The organism is Halorarius litoreus, assembly GCF_024362405.1.
GTDB lineage: Archaea > Halobacteriota > Halobacteria > Halobacteriales > Haloarculaceae > Halorarius > Halorarius litoreus.
Genome location: NZ_CP101454.1, coordinates 1,774,615 through 1,788,666 on the forward strand (window position 1 = coordinate 1,774,615; position 14,052 = coordinate 1,788,666).

Sequence of the window (14,052 nt, forward strand, 5' to 3'; positions counted from 1 at the left end):
AACGCATATAGCGGGCCTCTGATTCTCGGGCCCCGAGAATCGACTGCCCGCTACCGATTCAGTCCTGCTGCCAGTAGTACAGCTCCTCCTCGGGCGCGCCACAGTTCGGGCACACCTCCGGGAGGTCGCCGAGCTTGCCGATCTCGCCGCACTCCCAGCACCGCCAGTGGAGCTCCTTGATGCCGGCTTTCGAGTCGGCCTCGTGCTCGACGGACATCGAGACGATTCCCTCCGCCGTCGTCACGTAGAAGCCGTGTTCGTCGACGCCGCGAATCCGTCCGAGCTCCGTCCCGTCGGCGTCGTACACCCGCTCGCCGAAGCTCACGTGTCGTCCGTCGGCCGGGGTCTGCTCTCCGTGGCTCATACTGTGTTGTATGTCACCACAGCACAAAAAGTGTACTCTGCAGTCGCTCCGTCGGCGTACCGAACGGGTGGGGCCGTCCGCTCAGTCCTCTGTCGTGGTCTCGTCGAGTTCCTTGTCGCCCTGGTAGATGGCGGCGCCGTCCTGTGCGACTTTCTCGGCGAGGACGGCACACTTGATTCGCATCGGGGAGACCTCGACACCCAGCAAGTCCATGATGTCATCGCGCTCCATCGCGCGGACCTCCTCGAGGGTCATCCCGCCGAGTTCCTGCGAGAGGAGGCTCGCGGAGGCCTGCGAGATGGCACAGCCGTCCCCGATGAACGAGACGTGCTGTATCGTCTCGTCGTCGTCTTCGAGCTTCACGAACAGCTTGAGCGTGTCACCGCACATCGGGTTCTCCCCGACGTGTTCGAACGTGGCGTCCTCGAGTTCCCCGTAGTTGCGCGGGTTCTTGTAGTGGTCGAGGATCTGCTGCCGGTACATGTCGGAGCCCATGCCCATCGTTGGTTGAAAGAGGGGAATCACGGTCAAAAGGGTTGTGTGCGAGACCGGGGGTGTGCGCTGAGCGCAAGAGCGATAGCCTCCCCCGCCGAACCGCGGGGCGTGAGCCGACTTTCGCACCGTGGCGCGGTCGTCGCCTTCTCGGGCGTGGTCTGTCTCGTGGTCGCCGGGATGGGGTCGCTCGGCGGCGAGTCGCTGCTGGCGGTCGGACTCGCGGCCGTCGCCGGGGCGCTCGGACTCCTGCTCGCCGTGCGCGACGCACTCGGTACGCCGCCCTCGACGACGGCGCTCATCTCCGTCGCGTCGGTCTGTGGGCTAGGCGCTGTCGCCTCCCTGCCCGGCCAGCGGTGGTTCACCGCCGCGGCACTCGTCGGCGTCGGCGTCATGAACTTCGCGCGGGCGAACGACAAGTGGGTGCCCGAGTCGGCCGAGAGCGACGAGTAGCGGTTGCGGTGCTGTCGATGTGAACTACCGGACGCGAGCGGAGCGAGGGAACGCGAGGCTGTTCGTGCAAAACGTTCGGCTGAGGGTAGTAAGCCCCCTTCTGTTTCTACCCGGCATTCGGCTGAGCACCCACCGCGGGAGTCCGGGCTACCTTGGAGTGCGGTGGGCTTGCACCGGTGAGGATTCGCCGTTCCATCGGTCCCCGTCCGTCGACGCTCGGCGGGTTAGCTTCCTCGCCTCACGGGTCGGGTCGCGCGCCTCATCGCTCGGGACGGGACGTGTCGTTGCTGTTCCATAGCCAGCGGTCTCCCGCTCCGGGTTTGCACCCGGTCACCTGCCCGGACGGTGGGGGGACTTTCCTCGCTCGCGAGGATTTATCCTCGAAAGCGGCGGCCGGGCACCCTCTGCCGAATCTCAGTACTAGCCCACCGAACCTAAGCCCATCGGAGGACCGTCCCGGGCCGCAAGCGTCTTTCCGGAGGGGCGAGAAGCACAGCCAATGCGCGTTCGGGTCGGTGTCGTCGCCCTGCTGCTGGTTCTGTCGGGCTGTACGGCCGTGCTCGGGCCGGGGGCGACGCCGACCGAGCAGGGGTGGACTGGCGACGTGGACAACCACTTCCGGGAGTCGACGCTGACCGTCGCCGTCAACGTCTCGGCCGACACCGACCGCGACTTCCGGCCGATGCTCCGCGATGCCCTCGACTACTGGGAAGCGAACGCCGAACAGTACGCCGAGTTCCCCATCGAGTACGTCGTCGACCCGGACGCCGAGAGCCCCGACCTCGAAGTCCGGTTCGTCGACGACATCGAGCAGTGCGGCCCCGAGGAGCACACCGCGGGCTGTGCGCCCATCATCGAGACGCCCGAGCAGGTCCGCCGACCGGTCACCGTTCGGGTGCGCGCCAGCTACTCGGAGTCCTCGACGGTCTCGGTGCTGAAACACGAACTCGGGCACACGCTGGGGCTGCGCCACGGCGACGCCCCCGAGACGGTGATGCAGCAGCGCTCGCAGCTGACGACGCTGCCACAGCCCGACGCGACCGAGCGGGCGATGCCGTGGGCCGACCCGGAGCTGTCGGTGTACGTCGACGATACGAACGTCTCCCGGCGCGAGCGTGACGAGACCGAACGACAGGTCGCCGGCGCGCTCGGCTACTTCGCCGACGGCGCCGACGGCACCGTCCCCGACAACGTCTCGTTCGTCCGGACGGAGAACCGCACGGCTGCGGACGTGACCATCGTGTTCGCCGAGTCGGCCCCCTGCACGAACGGCGGGGGATCGTGTGGGTCGATTCGGGGCCGCGACCCCGACGGCGACGGGGCGCTGGAGACGTACACGCGGCTCGACATCGTCGTCGCGGGCGTCGACCCCGAGGCCCGCGGCTGGCACGTCGGCTTCTGGCTCGCGCGGGGCTTCGGCGTCACGGAGTCGGAGCTGCCCGAGCCGCTGGCCACCGACGACCCGGCGGTGCGGCGGAGCGAGTGGTGGGAGTAGCGAGGGCGACCGCAGGGAGCCCTCGAGAAGACGAGCGGGCAAAGCCCGCGAGTCAGCGACCCGCGAGGAGTAACGTGGTCGAACGGAGTGAGACCACGTCATCGCGAGCGGTGACCGTAGGGAGAACCTCGGAACGGCGAACGGACGGAGCCAGTGAGTCAGCGAACCGTGACCGACCGAAGAACCTCGGACTACCGACCTGTCGCTGGTTACGCTTCGAACCCGTCTTCCCACCGGAACGTGCCGTTCCGCTGGACGACTTCGTCGTCGACTTCCAGCGTCGACTCGCCGCGCATGTCGGTGATGAGGTCGACGTGGACCGCCGACTCGTTGCCCGTCTCGCCCTCCGGCAGATTGGCGTCGTACGCGCGGCCGAGCGCGAGGTGGACCGTTCCTCCCATCTTCTCGTCGAACAGGAGGTTGTTCGTCACGCGGTCGATGCCGCGGTTCATCCCGATGCCGAGCTCGCCGAGCTGGCGCGAGCCGCCGTCCGTTTCGAGGATCTCCTCGATGACTGTCTGGCCCTGAGCGGCCTCGAAATCGACGACGACGCCGTCCTTGAACGTGAGCTTCACGTCTCGAACCCGGGTTCCGTGGACGGTCTGGGGGACGTCGAAGGTGACGTACCCGGCGGTGTCGTACGGAGCGGTGAACACCTCGCCGGAGGGGAGGTTGTGTGAGTCGTACGCGACCGATGCCGCGCTGTTGACGGCCGTGCGTCCGTCGATGAACATGGTGAGGTCGGTCCCCTCGTTTCGGATGCGGACCTTCGAGCCGGCGTCGAGAACCTCCTTCAGCTGGGCCATCTCCTCGGCGAGCGCCTCCCAGTCGCGGAGGATGGCGTCGTAGACGAACGACTGGTAGGCCTCGTAGCTCATCCCGGCCTCCTGTGCCATCGCCCGCGTCGGGTGGACGGTCGAGACCCAGTCGGTGTCCATCCGTGCCTCCCGGACGCCCTGTTTCGCCGTGCTCTGCCCCTGCCGCTTCTCGCCGGGGACGTCTGCGGTCTCCGAACTGTTCGGCCCCCCACCGAGAAAGAGGACGCTGTCGGCGTGCTCGTACAGCGCCAGCTCGAACTGCGGGTCCTCGTCGAACTCGCCGTCGTGCGCGCGGAGGTAGGCGCGCTCCAGTTCGGCCGACGCGTACAGCGTGACGACGTTCGCGTTTCGCTCGCCCAGCTGCTCGGCGACCGCGACGCCGAGGTCGTGGGCCGTCTCGCTCACCACGAGCACAACGTCGTCGCCCGCCCCGATGCGGGCGCTCCAGTCGACCAGCGTCGCCGCGTGGTCGTGAATGCGGGGGTCCATACGTCGGCTACCGTCCCCGGGGATAAAGCGGTTCTAGTCCGCCGTCGGGTTCTCGCCGAACCGCGCGGGCACCCAGTGCTGGCTGTCGATGGGTGGCCGCTCGTACTCGCCGCGCTGCTCGCGTGGGGGGAGTTCGATGGGCTCGGGCGTCAAATCCTCGTAGTCGATCTGGTCGAGCAGGTGGCTGATGCAGTTGAGCCGCGCGTGCTTCTTCACGTCCGCGTGGACGACGTACCACGGCGCGTGCTCGGTGTCGGTGTGCGCGAACATCTCGTCTTTCGCCCGCGAGTACTCCTGCCACCGGGCCCGCGCTTCGAGGTCCATCGGACTCAGCTTCCAGCGCCGCTTGGGGTCCGCGTTGCGCCGCTGGAACCGGCGTTCCTGCTCCTCGTCGCTGATGGAGAACCAGTACTTGATGAGGATGGTTCCAGACTCGACGAGCATCCGCTCGAACTCGGGGCACGTCCGGAGGAACTCCTCGTACTCTTCTTCGGTGCAGTAGCCCATCACGCGATCGACGCCTGCGCGGTTGTACCAGCTTCGGTCGAACAGCACCATCTCGCCCGCCGTCGGTAGTCGCTCGACGTATCGCTGGTAGTACCACTGCCCCTGCTCGCGCTCGGTCGGGGTGCCGAGCGCCTCCACCCGAACCACGCGGGGGTTGAGCCGGCGGGTGATGCGCTTGATGACCCCGCCCTTTCCGGCGGCATCGCGCCCCTCGAACACCGCACAGACGCGCAGCCCCTCCTCCTTGACCCAGTACTGGAGCTTGACGAGCTCCTCCTGGAGCCGGTTCAGTTCGCGCTCGTAGTGTTTCCGCTTGATGACGCCGTTGTCTTTGTAGCGGTCGTCGGAGGACACCATAGCTCCCAGAGGGGGCGCAGCGACATAGCTGTCGCTCCGGAGACAGACGAAACAGAACGCAGAGGGTCGGTTACCCGCCGAGGTACGACTCGCGGATGTAGTCGTCGCCGCGGAGTTCGTCCGGGGTCCCCGTCAGCTCGACGTCGCCGTTCTCGAGCAGGTACATCCGGTCGGAGTGTTTGAACGCGAACGTCACGTTCTGCTCCGTCAGGAGGATGGTGATGGGGTCCTCCTCCATGATACGGTTGATGCCATCGCTGATGTCCTTCAGGATGACCGGTGCGAGCCCGATGGTGGGCTCGTCGAGGATGAGCAGGTCCGGGTCACCCATCAGTGCGCGGCCGATGGCGAGCATCTGCTGCTCGCCGCCGGACATGGTGCGGGCGTTCTGCGTGCGCCGCTCGACGAGCCGCGGGAAGAGGTCGTAGACGAAGTCGAGCCGCTCCTCGATGACCTCTTCCGCACGGCGATAGGCGCCGAGCTTGAGGTTCTCCTCGACGCTCATGAACCCGAAGAGGTCGCGCTTCTCGGTGCAGTGGATCATCCCCTGCTCGACCAGCTCCGTCTGGCCGATTTCGCTCACTTCCTGGCCGCGGTACTTCGCGGTGCCGCCGTACGGGAGGAACCCCGACACGGTGTTCGCGAAGGTGGTCTTGCCCGCGCCGTTCGGGCCGATGAGCCCGACGATCTCCCCCTCGTGGAGAGTGAGATCGATGCCGCGCAGCGCCGTGACCTGCCCGTACGAGACCTGCAGGTTCTCGACGCTGAGTATCTCCTGGCTCGACGCCTGGGACTGTGCGTCGGGGGCGGTCGACTCCGTCGACTGCGCCGGCTCGTCGTCGAAGTAGCCGTTCCCCGAATCGTCTGTGTCGTTTGCGTCCGTACTCATATTTCGTCTCCCCCGAGGTACGCCTCCTGCACCGTCGGGTCGTTCCGGATCTCCTCGGGTGTCCCGTCGGCGATCTTCGAGCCGAACTGGATGACGAAGGCGCGGTCGATGAGCGACAGCAGCCCTCGCATGTTGTGGTCCACCACGATGAGCGTCATCCCGTGTTCCCTGAGAGACTCCAGCACACTTGAAAGTTCCTTCACTTCGGTCGACGACAGCCCCGCGAACGGCTCGTCGACGAGCAGCACGTCGGGGTCCGTCGCGATGGCGCGACCGAGTTCCAGCTTCAGCATGCCGGCGTGCGGGAGCTCGCCGGGCGTCTGGTCGAGTTCGTCGCCGAGGCCGACCCGGCGACAGATCTCCTCGGCGAGCCGGCGCGTCCGGCCACCCACGCCCGAGAGCGTGAACAGCTCGTCGGGCGCGAGCGCGAGCTCCACGTTCCGGACGACGCTGCGGTCGCGCAGCGGCGCGAAGTCCTGGAACGTGCGGGCCATCCCCTTCTTCACCATCTCGTGGGGTTCGAGGCCCGTGACGTCCTCGCCTTTGAACCAGACGGTGCCGCCGGTCGGTTTGTACGTCCCGGTGACGCAGTTGAACGTCGTGGACTTCCCGGCCCCGTTCGGGCCGATGAAGCCGAGGATCTCCTGTTCCTGGACCGCAAAGGAGAGGTTGTCGACCGCCGTCAGCCCACCGAACTGCTTCAGCAGGTTGTTGGCGACCAGCACCCCGTCGTTCGGGCCGAACTGTTCGTCGTTGAGGCTCTGTGTCTCGTTGTCAGTACTCATCGGCTGTCACCTCCGCTGGACCCGGTGATCTCGTTGATCTCCTGGCGGTAGTTGCGGATGATCTGTCCGACGACCGTATCGTCGAGCTTCTCACGGAACTCGAGGTCCGAGAGGTCCTTCTCGCCGCGGCGGTACGCCAGCGCGAACCGGCCGCCACGGATGCTCGCGGGGACGATGCCACCCGGCAGGTAGAACAGGATGAACATCGCCGCGACGAGCAGCGGCAGCGGCTTCAGCGCCGCGACCGACTTGTTGACGAGGGGGACCGTGAAGTCGAGCGACGCGATGAGCGCGTTCGTCGCCGCGAACGTGATGGCGCCGACGACCGGGCCGACGATGGTGCCCGCACCGCCGAGAATCGACATGATGATGATGTTGATGGACACCTGGATCGGCGAGCCGGCCTGGCCCGCGCCCCCCAGAAGGGGTCCGGGCTGGGCGATCGCCACGGACGTGTGGACGAGCGCCGCGCCGGCGAGGCCGCCGACGGTCCCCGAGAGGACGAACGCGAACAGCTTGAACTTCGCCGGGTTCAGCCCTGCGGCCGAGACGGCGTCCTCGTCCTCGCGGATGGCGGTGAACACGTCACCCGCAGACGAGCGCGTGACCGCGAGCAGCGTGACGAGGATGAGCCCGAACAGCGCGAGCGAGAAGTAGTACTCGTAGAGCACGCTCTGCTGGAAGTCGACGGTCGTGACGACCGCCGAGGGGCTCGTCGAGAACAGCGCCTGCGGCAGGCCAGCGAGCCCGGACGTGCCGCCGAGGCCCTCCGGCGCGAGCGGAATCCCGAACACGACCAGCGAGTCGTTGAACAGGATGAGCATCTTCACGAAGATGACCGGCACGATGAGCGTGACCAGCGAGAGGTACGGGCCACGCAGCCGCAGCGCCGGGATGCCGACGACGACGCCGCCGATGGCCGCCAGCACCGTCGCCAGTGGAATCGAGATGTACGCGGGCAGGCCGTGTTGCATCTGCAGGATGGCCGACCCGTAGCCACCGATGGCGAAGAAGAACGCGTGGCCGAACGAGAGCTGGCCGGTGTACCCCGAGACGACGTCCCACGACATCGCGAACATGATGAGGTACAGCAGGTTGATGAACGGCCCCATCTCGCTCGGGTAGAACTGCGTCGGGAGGAGGACGAACCCCACGAGCCCGAGCAGCCCGATCTGGAACCGGAGGGGCATGTTCAGCGGATTCAGCTTGCTCAACAGCACCTCTCGTCGTTCCGCAGCCGTCGAGCCGCGGCGGATGGATTCGTTCGACATTATTCAGCAGCCTCCCGGCCGAACAGGCCTTCTGGTTTCGCGAGCAGGAACGCGATGAGCAGGACCAGCGACGCCAGTCCCGTCAGGCGCGTGTCGATGAAGCTGGTCGTGAACGTCTCGACGAAGCCGATGACGTACGCGCCGACCACGGAGCCGCGGATGGAGCCGAGGCCGCCGAGGATGACGATGGAGAACGCCAGGATGAGCGGGCTGGTGCCCATGTTCCACGAGCCACCCTGCTTCATGACGAGCAGGGTGCCCGCGAGCCCGGCGAACGCCGCGGCCATCACCCAGACGATGAGGTTGACCTGCTTCGACTTGACGCCGACGAGCGCCGCGCCCTTCTTCGTCATCGAGGTGGCGAGAATCGCCTGTCCCGTCTTCGTCCGGTTGACGAAGTAGAACACGCTCACGATGATAGCCCACGAGAGGACGAAGATGACCAGACTGATGTTCTGGACGTCCTGCCCGAGGAGGTTCGTCCGCCCGGAGACGACCTGACTGACGGTCACGGTCCCCGACGAGACGAAGATACGGAACGCGTGTGCGAGCGCGAACCCGAACACGAACGTCAGAATCGAGAGCGTGACGGGCTGGTCCTCGATGTACTGGATGGCACCCTTGTACATGGCCGCACCGATAGCGGCCGTGGCGATGGTGCCGGCCAGCATGCCGAAGAAGGGGTGGAGCCCCATCTGGTTGGAGACGATGTACGAGCCGAACGCACCGACGGTGATCAGCGCACCGTGCGCGAAGTTGAGCACCCCGCCGACCCCGAAGATGAGGGTGAAGCCGATGGCGACGAGTGCGTACAACGCGCTGATCGTCGTCGCGTTGATGATGACGTTGAGTAGGTTTGCCATGGTTACTGGTTTGCCGGGTGGTCGGAGGGGTAGTCGATCCAGTCGGGGTACGCGTAGTCGGCCGACTTGTTCTGTTCAGGGGCGAACGCGTGCATCGTCCCGTAGTCCTCCTTGATCTCGGGGTCCTTCTGCCACTGCTGCCAGACGGGCACCCCTGTCTCCTGCATCGAGGACCACTGCGGGTCGTGGGCGTACTTCGCGTCCTTCGGCGTGAACTGGAACTCCGGCAGGATGGTGCCGTCGGTGTACCGGAGGTTCTCCATCACGGGGATGAGCTCGTCCGAGGTGGGCTTCGCGTTCAGCCCCTCCTCGAGGACGTAGTTCTCGACGGTCTGGGCGAACCCCTTGATGCCGTCGTAGGTGATGGGCCCCGAGTAGACGGGATAGGTGTCGAACTTCTCCCGGTAGCGCTTCATGAACGGCTGCGTACGCGGGGTGTTCGTGGTCTGCGGGGTGACGGCGTTCATCGTGAAGATGTACTCACAGGCGCCGCCGACCTCCTCCCAGAACTCGTACACCTGTGCGGGAACCGAGATGCCGCCCATCTCGAACTGGCGCTTCTGGTTGAACCACTGTTTGATGGAGGCCGTGCCGGTGAGCGCCTGTGCGATGAGCGCCACGTCCGCGTTCGCGTTCTCCACCTCGTCCCAGATAGGTGTCCAGTTCGTCGTCCCCGAGGACGTCCGCTTGAAGATGGGGACGTTGTCCACCACGTCGCGGATGTTCTCGTCGAGCAGTTCGGCGAACGGGTCGAACGGCCCGATGTTCTCGATGAGGACGCCGACGTTCTCCCAGCCGAGGTCCTTCGCGTAGAGGTTGAGGAACTCCAGTTCGGCCTTCGCGAGGTCGAAGGAGTTCAGCGGCCCGACCCGGAAGAAGTACTTGTACTTGTCGTACTGCTGGCTGACGACGCGCGAGGGCTTCGGCCCTGCCGCCGCCGTACAGACCAGCGGCGTCTTCGTCTGGGCCATCGGCTGGAAACACTGGAGCGTCACCTGCGTCAGGAACGTCCCGAACGCGACGTCGATGTTCTCCTGTTTCACCAGCCGGAGGAACTCCTCGCGGCCGGTCCCAGGCGAGGCCTCGGTGTTGCCGACGAGGATCTCGACCTCGGCGCCCGCGATGCCGCCGTTCTTGTTGATGTCCTCGGCCGCGAGCTCTGCGCTCCGGACCATCGAGGTGCCGATGGGGAACGATTCGGGCGTCGGCGCGAGCACGCCCAGTTTGAACTTGCGTCCCGACAGCGGTTTGTCACCGGTTCCGTTTTCACCCGGTCCGGGGTCCGGTGGCCCCGGTGTCGGCGTCTCGGGTCGTTCTTTACACCCGGCCAGCGCCACCCCCGCGGCGCCAGCTCCTGTGTACTTGAGCAGGTCGCGTCGACCGACGCGCTGCTCCGTTGAATCACTCTCTGCCATGCTTGCTACTGGTGTCTGCCACTTCCGGAGTCCCCATCATCACTATTCTGCCGTGACGTTCCGGCGATTTATAACGAATGACTGCAACACAGCGTGATAAACTTCGGGACCGACTCAACGGGCGAATTATCCGCCCTCGAGCGCGTGTCGGTTCCGGCGACCGGACGCCGCTATCGGGCGGAATGCGGTGTCGTCCGGACCCGCGAACTACTATCAATGAATTGATGGCACCGGGTAGCTCGGGCTGTTTATAGCTGGGTCAGTTATATGTGGAACTTAAACGAGCCGGTAAACAATTGTGCAGGATATTTGAATACCTGCGTATTGCCTGCAGAGCGATTAGGTGGGTGAGTGGGGATGTTGTGGCCGAACGAGAGCATGTCACGACACGACACGACAAGCGTGCTGCTGGCCCTGCTCGTCGTCACCTCGGTGGTTGCGGCGTTCGGGGGGACGGCCTCGGCGGGTCACGGCGCGGAGTTCGGCAACTACACGGTCAACCTCCCGAACCAGGAGGACCACTACCCCGGCGAGAAGGGTGGACAGGCGTCCATCGAGCACTTCGCCGCGGGCACCCAGGAGGCGTTCGACGACGTGGGCGCCTCTGACGGGCTCGAGGAGATGGACTGGATCCTCATCGAGAGTCAGGACATCAGCTTCGCCGACTGCCAGACCTCGGACACGTACGCGTTCGGGGTCGACCGCGACAACGACGAGCCGGGCACCGAGTCGAACATCAACCTCCTCGACTACCGGAAGGGCGGGGAGTTCACGAACACGTACATCTCGGTCCAGTTCTACGACGGCGAAGAGCTCGCCGCGCCCTCGCCGCCGGACCGCGGCGGCAAGTCCGAGGGCCGCGAGGACGGTGACGGCAACCCCGAGATGTACCCCGACGACGAGATCATCGCCGGACAGAACTCGTGTTACGTCATGCCCGAGGAGCCGGGCTGGTACCAGATCGACGGGAAGCTCAACGGGACGAACTGGCAGGGTGACTTCGTGACCATCAACGTCCCGTCGCACTACTTCTACGTCTGCGAGTGTGCGAACGAGCAGGAGGCCCGCGAGAAGCTCGGCCCACCGCCGTCCGAACAGGGCTCGGGCTCGGAGAGCTCGGAGCCCACCCCGACGCCCGAACCGGAACAGACCGCCACCCCCCAGCCGGAGCAGACAGCGACGCCCGAACCGGAACAGACGCCCACGTCGACGGCGGCGCCGACAGATTCGCCGACGCCCCAGAAACAGACCCAGTCGGCCACCGCCGCGCCGAAACAACGTAACGGCGGTGGTGGTGGCAACGGCAACGGCGCCCAGGCAACCGCGAGGCCGTCGAACGGCAACGGCGGCCAACAGACGCGGCCGGCGACGGTGACAGCCAGGCCGCTCCCCGATACGCCGACCATCGCCGAGGGGCCGGGCTTCGGTGCCGGGCTCGCCGTCCTCGCGCTGCTCGGTGCGGCGTTCGTGGCACTCCGCCGCTCGCGGTAACGCCCTGTACCGGCACGCACTACTGTCGTTGTTTCGAACGTTCCGACCTGCTCTACCGAAAGCTATCCGAACGGTGAGTGTTCTGTCGAACAGCGTCGTGGGCCCCGAGCCGGCTATATCCGGGGGTTTCAATAGTCGAGGAGTTGCGAAGGTACTTATTTGTGCAGTCGTTCCGACACCATAGATGACTCGGGACCGGAACGCAACGACGAGCGTCTTCGTGACGTTTCTCGTGGTGCTCGCCACCGCGGGTGGGGGATTCGTCGCAGTCACTGGCAGCGTGGCTGCGGAACACGGCAGTCCAGGCAACTACACGGTGTACCTGCCGGACCAGTCGGACCACCAGCCAGGTGACAAGAACGGCGCGAGCGCCAGCATCTGGCACCTCGCGTCGATGTCCGACGGGTTCGAGGACACGCCTTCCTCGAAGGGATTCGAGAAGGCCAGCTTCCTCACCATCGGCAGCGACGAGATCGACTTCTCCGCGTGCGGCACGTCGAACACCGCGGCGTTCGGGCTCGACCGCGACGACGACGACCCGGGCTCGAAGACGGACGAGGACCTCCTCGCGCACCGTGAGAACTCGCAGTTCAATCCGAACGGCATCGTCGTCGACTTCTTCGAGGAGGACGACCTCGCCGGCTCGCCGGTGAGCATCAACGCCGAGGACCAGGTGGTCGCCGTCCAGAACGACTGCTACAAGATGCCCTCGGAGCCGGGCTGGTACCAGATCTTCGGCTCGCTCAACGGCACGGGCTACAACGGCAACGAGTTCGAGATTCAGCTGACCTCACACTACTTCTACATCTGTGACTGTTCGAGCGAGCAGGAGGCCCGCGAGAAGCTCGGGCCACCGCCGTCCGAACAGGGCTCGGGCTCACAGAGTTCGGAGCCGACGGCAACGGCGACGCCGGAGCCGGCGACTGCCACGCCCGAACCGTCGACGGCCACGCCGACGGCGACGCCCGCGCAGGCAGAGAGCACGCCGACGGCGACGCCCGCGTCCAGCAGTGGCGGCGGTGGCGGTGACGGCGCAGCGAACGATCAGACGACCGCGACGCCCAAACCCCAGCAGCAACAGCAGCAACAGCAGCAACAGCAGCAACCGCAGGCGACAGCCACCGCGGCCGAGGACGCGGCCGTCCCGGTGACGCCGACGGTCGCCGAGGGCCCCGGCTTCGGCACTGGGCTCGCGCTCGTGGCGCTCGCCGGTGCCGCGCTCCTCGCGCTTCGCCGGTCGCAGTAGCGTCGCACGACGGTCCGTCCTCTCGGTCGTTTCGTCGTTCGAGCGGCTGCGCCGGTCGCCAAGCGCGCCGCTCGCGACCGCTGCTCCGGACTCTGCCCGCTCGTTCTCTCGCGGCCTCCCCGTGGTCGCCCCGCCATCCGCGTCAAACGATAACTCCTTTAGTCCGGCGTTGCCACATTCCGACCATGCAACGGCGAGTCGCGGCGATATACTTCGTCTTCTTCCTCGTCATGGGAGCGAGTGCGTACTCGGTTATCGCGCTCGCAGAGTCCCCAACTGTCGAGGTTCCCGGCGATACGTACAGTCAGGGCGATAGCTTCACCGTCAACAACCAGGAGTTCACCGTGACGGAGGCCGCGCTCGAAGAGAGCGACGGCGGCGGCCACGGCGGCGGTGGCGGCGCCTCCTACGCGGGCACGCTGACGTACACGAACACGTCGTTCCGCTACACTGCGACGCTGGAGAACAACTCCACCGTCCCGTACCAGAACGACACGTACCGCGTGCTGACGAACAACGAGAGCGACTCGTTCACGCTCCACCAGGAGTTCAACGTGAGCGCCATCCTCGCGGACGACCCCGCGGTGTTCAACACCACGACCACCATCGAGGGCGAGCAGTACGTCACCTACCGCGAGAACAACACCAACCGCCTGCTCTCGGAGTACCTCCCGGAACCGGACAGCCAGGAGTTCTCCACGGGTGACTCCCTGCAGTATCAGGGCAACGAGACGACTGTCGCGTCGGTCTCTGCCAGCGAGGTCACCCTCGAGTGGACCGGCGACAAGACGCTCACGCACGACCTCGCGGAGGGCTCGAACGTCACGCTCGCGGGCACCCAGTACTTCGCGCACTTCTCGGGCCACGATGACAGCGTCCAGGTCACCATCGCCGAGTCGCAGGAAGCGTACCCCGTCTACAACAACGAACTCGCCCGGCAGGACTACTTCCACGAGCGCATGAACGGGCTCTGGGGCATCGTCATCCTGGCCGGCGTCGTCGCCGCGCTCATCGTCGCCCTCGCGATGATGCCGATCAAGGGCTGAACTCGGCCGTCGTCTCTTTCGCTGTTCTCGGACCGGCGAGCATCGCGGCCACCCTTGGGCAACGCAACCCG

Annotated in this window: 14 protein-coding genes and 1 other RNA gene; 5 read left to right on the forward strand and 10 right to left on the reverse strand. The window is 66.1% G+C overall.

The window, feature by feature from the left end:
• Window positions 1-58: 58 nt before the first annotated feature.
• Both NL126_RS08980 and sufU read right to left on the reverse strand, forming a co-directional pair.
• The gene (locus NL126_RS08980; RefSeq protein ID WP_255198588.1) at window positions 59-364 is read right to left on the reverse strand and encodes a DUF7130 family rubredoxin-like protein; all 306 of its coding nucleotides are present in this window, start codon (window positions 362-364) and stop codon (window positions 59-61) included.
• A gap of 81 nt (window positions 365-445) precedes the next feature.
• Window positions 446-865, reverse strand: coding sequence for a Fe-S cluster assembly sulfur transfer protein SufU (gene sufU / locus NL126_RS08985; protein ID WP_255198589.1), 420 nt, complete (start codon window positions 863-865; stop codon window positions 446-448).
• Window positions 866-967: 102 nt separating this feature from the next.
• Between sufU and NL126_RS08990 the strand changes: the two genes are divergently transcribed.
• On the forward strand, window positions 968-1,309 hold the full coding sequence (locus tag NL126_RS08990) for a hypothetical protein (protein ID WP_255198590.1): 342 nt from the start codon (window positions 968-970) through the stop codon (window positions 1,307-1,309).
• A gap of 77 nt (window positions 1,310-1,386) precedes the next feature.
• Here the strand turns inward: NL126_RS08990 and rnpB are convergent.
• Window positions 1,387-1,718: RNase P RNA component (gene rnpB, locus NL126_RS08995), an RNA gene on the reverse strand.
• Window positions 1,719-1,808: 90 nt separating this feature from the next.
• On the opposite strand from rnpB, the gene NL126_RS09000 reads away from it, so the two are divergent.
• On the forward strand, window positions 1,809-2,804 hold the full coding sequence (locus NL126_RS09000) for a matrixin family metalloprotease (RefSeq protein ID WP_255198591.1): 996 nt from the start codon (window positions 1,809-1,811) through the stop codon (window positions 2,802-2,804).
• A gap of 209 nt (window positions 2,805-3,013) precedes the next feature.
• Here NL126_RS09000 and NL126_RS09005 read toward each other — a convergent pair whose 3' ends face one another.
• The 7 genes from NL126_RS09005 to NL126_RS09035 form a co-directional block, all read right to left on the reverse strand.
• Window positions 3,014-4,111 carry an aminopeptidase gene (locus tag NL126_RS09005; RefSeq protein WP_255198592.1) on the reverse strand — a complete coding sequence of 366 codons (1,098 nt, stop codon included), beginning with the start codon at window positions 4,109-4,111 and terminating at the stop codon, window positions 3,014-3,016.
• Window positions 4,112-4,144: 33 nt separating this feature from the next.
• Window positions 4,145-4,975 carry a polyphosphate kinase 2 gene (gene ppk2 / locus NL126_RS09010; RefSeq protein WP_255198593.1) on the reverse strand — a complete coding sequence of 277 codons (831 nt, stop codon included), beginning with the start codon at window positions 4,973-4,975 and terminating at the stop codon, window positions 4,145-4,147.
• Window positions 4,976-5,045: 70 nt separating this feature from the next.
• The gene (locus NL126_RS09015) at window positions 5,046-5,864 is read right to left on the reverse strand and encodes an ABC transporter ATP-binding protein (RefSeq protein ID WP_255198594.1); all 819 of its coding nucleotides are present in this window, start codon (window positions 5,862-5,864) and stop codon (window positions 5,046-5,048) included.
• Window positions 5,861-6,649, reverse strand: coding sequence for an ABC transporter ATP-binding protein (locus tag NL126_RS09020; protein ID WP_255198595.1), 789 nt, complete (start codon window positions 6,647-6,649; stop codon window positions 5,861-5,863). The genes NL126_RS09015 and NL126_RS09020 overlap by 4 nt, the downstream gene beginning before the upstream one ends.
• Complete coding sequence (locus tag NL126_RS09025) at window positions 6,646-7,920, reverse strand: branched-chain amino acid ABC transporter permease (protein WP_255198596.1); 1,275 nt, start codon at window positions 7,918-7,920, stop codon at window positions 6,646-6,648. The genes NL126_RS09020 and NL126_RS09025 overlap by 4 nt, the downstream gene beginning before the upstream one ends.
• Window positions 7,920-8,783: a branched-chain amino acid ABC transporter permease gene (locus NL126_RS09030; RefSeq protein ID WP_255198597.1), complete on the reverse strand. Its 864-nt coding sequence runs from the start codon at window positions 8,781-8,783 to the stop codon at window positions 7,920-7,922. Before NL126_RS09030 ends, NL126_RS09025 begins: the two co-directional genes overlap by 1 nt.
• Before the next feature lie 2 nt (window positions 8,784-8,785).
• Window positions 8,786-10,198, reverse strand: coding sequence for an ABC transporter substrate-binding protein (locus NL126_RS09035; RefSeq protein ID WP_255198598.1), 1,413 nt, complete (start codon window positions 10,196-10,198; stop codon window positions 8,786-8,788).
• A gap of 378 nt (window positions 10,199-10,576) precedes the next feature.
• On the opposite strand from NL126_RS09035, the gene NL126_RS09040 reads away from it, so the two are divergent.
• The 3 genes from NL126_RS09040 (at window position 10,577) to NL126_RS09050 (ending at window position 13,981) form a co-directional block, all read left to right on the forward strand.
• Window positions 10,577-11,689, forward strand: a complete 1,113-nt coding sequence (locus tag NL126_RS09040) for a PGF-CTERM sorting domain-containing protein (protein WP_255198599.1) — start codon at window positions 10,577-10,579, stop codon at window positions 11,687-11,689.
• A 184-nt stretch (window positions 11,690-11,873) separates the two neighbouring features.
• Complete coding sequence (locus tag NL126_RS09045; RefSeq protein WP_255198600.1) at window positions 11,874-12,935, forward strand: PGF-CTERM sorting domain-containing protein; 1,062 nt, start codon at window positions 11,874-11,876, stop codon at window positions 12,933-12,935.
• A 185-nt stretch (window positions 12,936-13,120) separates the two neighbouring features.
• The gene (locus NL126_RS09050) at window positions 13,121-13,981 is read left to right on the forward strand and encodes a hypothetical protein (protein ID WP_255198601.1); all 861 of its coding nucleotides are present in this window, start codon (window positions 13,121-13,123) and stop codon (window positions 13,979-13,981) included.
• The last annotated feature ends 71 nt before the right edge of the window (window positions 13,982-14,052 follow it).

Bases quoted from the DNA above. Each gene is read 5' to 3' on its own strand.
- NL126_RS08980 (WP_255198588.1), bottom strand. From the start codon at position 364: ATGAGCCACGGAGAGCAGACCCCGGCCGACGGACGACACGTGAGCTTC.
- sufU (WP_255198589.1), bottom strand. From the start codon at position 865: ATGGGCATGGGCTCCGACATGTACCGGCAGCAGATCCTCGACCACTAC.
- NL126_RS09000 (WP_255198591.1), top strand. From the start codon at position 1,809: ATGCGCGTTCGGGTCGGTGTCGTCGCCCTGCTGCTGGTTCTGTCGGGC.
- NL126_RS09005 (WP_255198592.1), bottom strand. From the start codon at position 4,111: ATGGACCCCCGCATTCACGACCACGCGGCGACGCTGGTCGACTGGAGC.
- ppk2 (WP_255198593.1), bottom strand. From the start codon at position 4,975: ATGGTGTCCTCCGACGACCGCTACAAAGACAACGGCGTCATCAAGCGG.
- NL126_RS09015 (WP_255198594.1), bottom strand. From the start codon at position 5,864: ATGAGTACGGACGCAAACGACACAGACGATTCGGGGAACGGCTACTTC.
- NL126_RS09020 (WP_255198595.1), bottom strand. From the start codon at position 6,649: ATGAGTACTGACAACGAGACACAGAGCCTCAACGACGAACAGTTCGGC.
- NL126_RS09025 (WP_255198596.1), bottom strand. From the start codon at position 7,920: ATGTCGAACGAATCCATCCGCCGCGGCTCGACGGCTGCGGAACGACGA.
- NL126_RS09030 (WP_255198597.1), bottom strand. From the start codon at position 8,783: ATGGCAAACCTACTCAACGTCATCATCAACGCGACGACGATCAGCGCG.
- NL126_RS09035 (WP_255198598.1), bottom strand. From the start codon at position 10,198: ATGGCAGAGAGTGATTCAACGGAGCAGCGCGTCGGTCGACGCGACCTG.
- NL126_RS09040 (WP_255198599.1), top strand. From the start codon at position 10,577: ATGTCACGACACGACACGACAAGCGTGCTGCTGGCCCTGCTCGTCGTC.
- NL126_RS09045 (WP_255198600.1), top strand. From the start codon at position 11,874: ATGACTCGGGACCGGAACGCAACGACGAGCGTCTTCGTGACGTTTCTC.
- NL126_RS09050 (WP_255198601.1), top strand. From the start codon at position 13,121: ATGCAACGGCGAGTCGCGGCGATATACTTCGTCTTCTTCCTCGTCATG.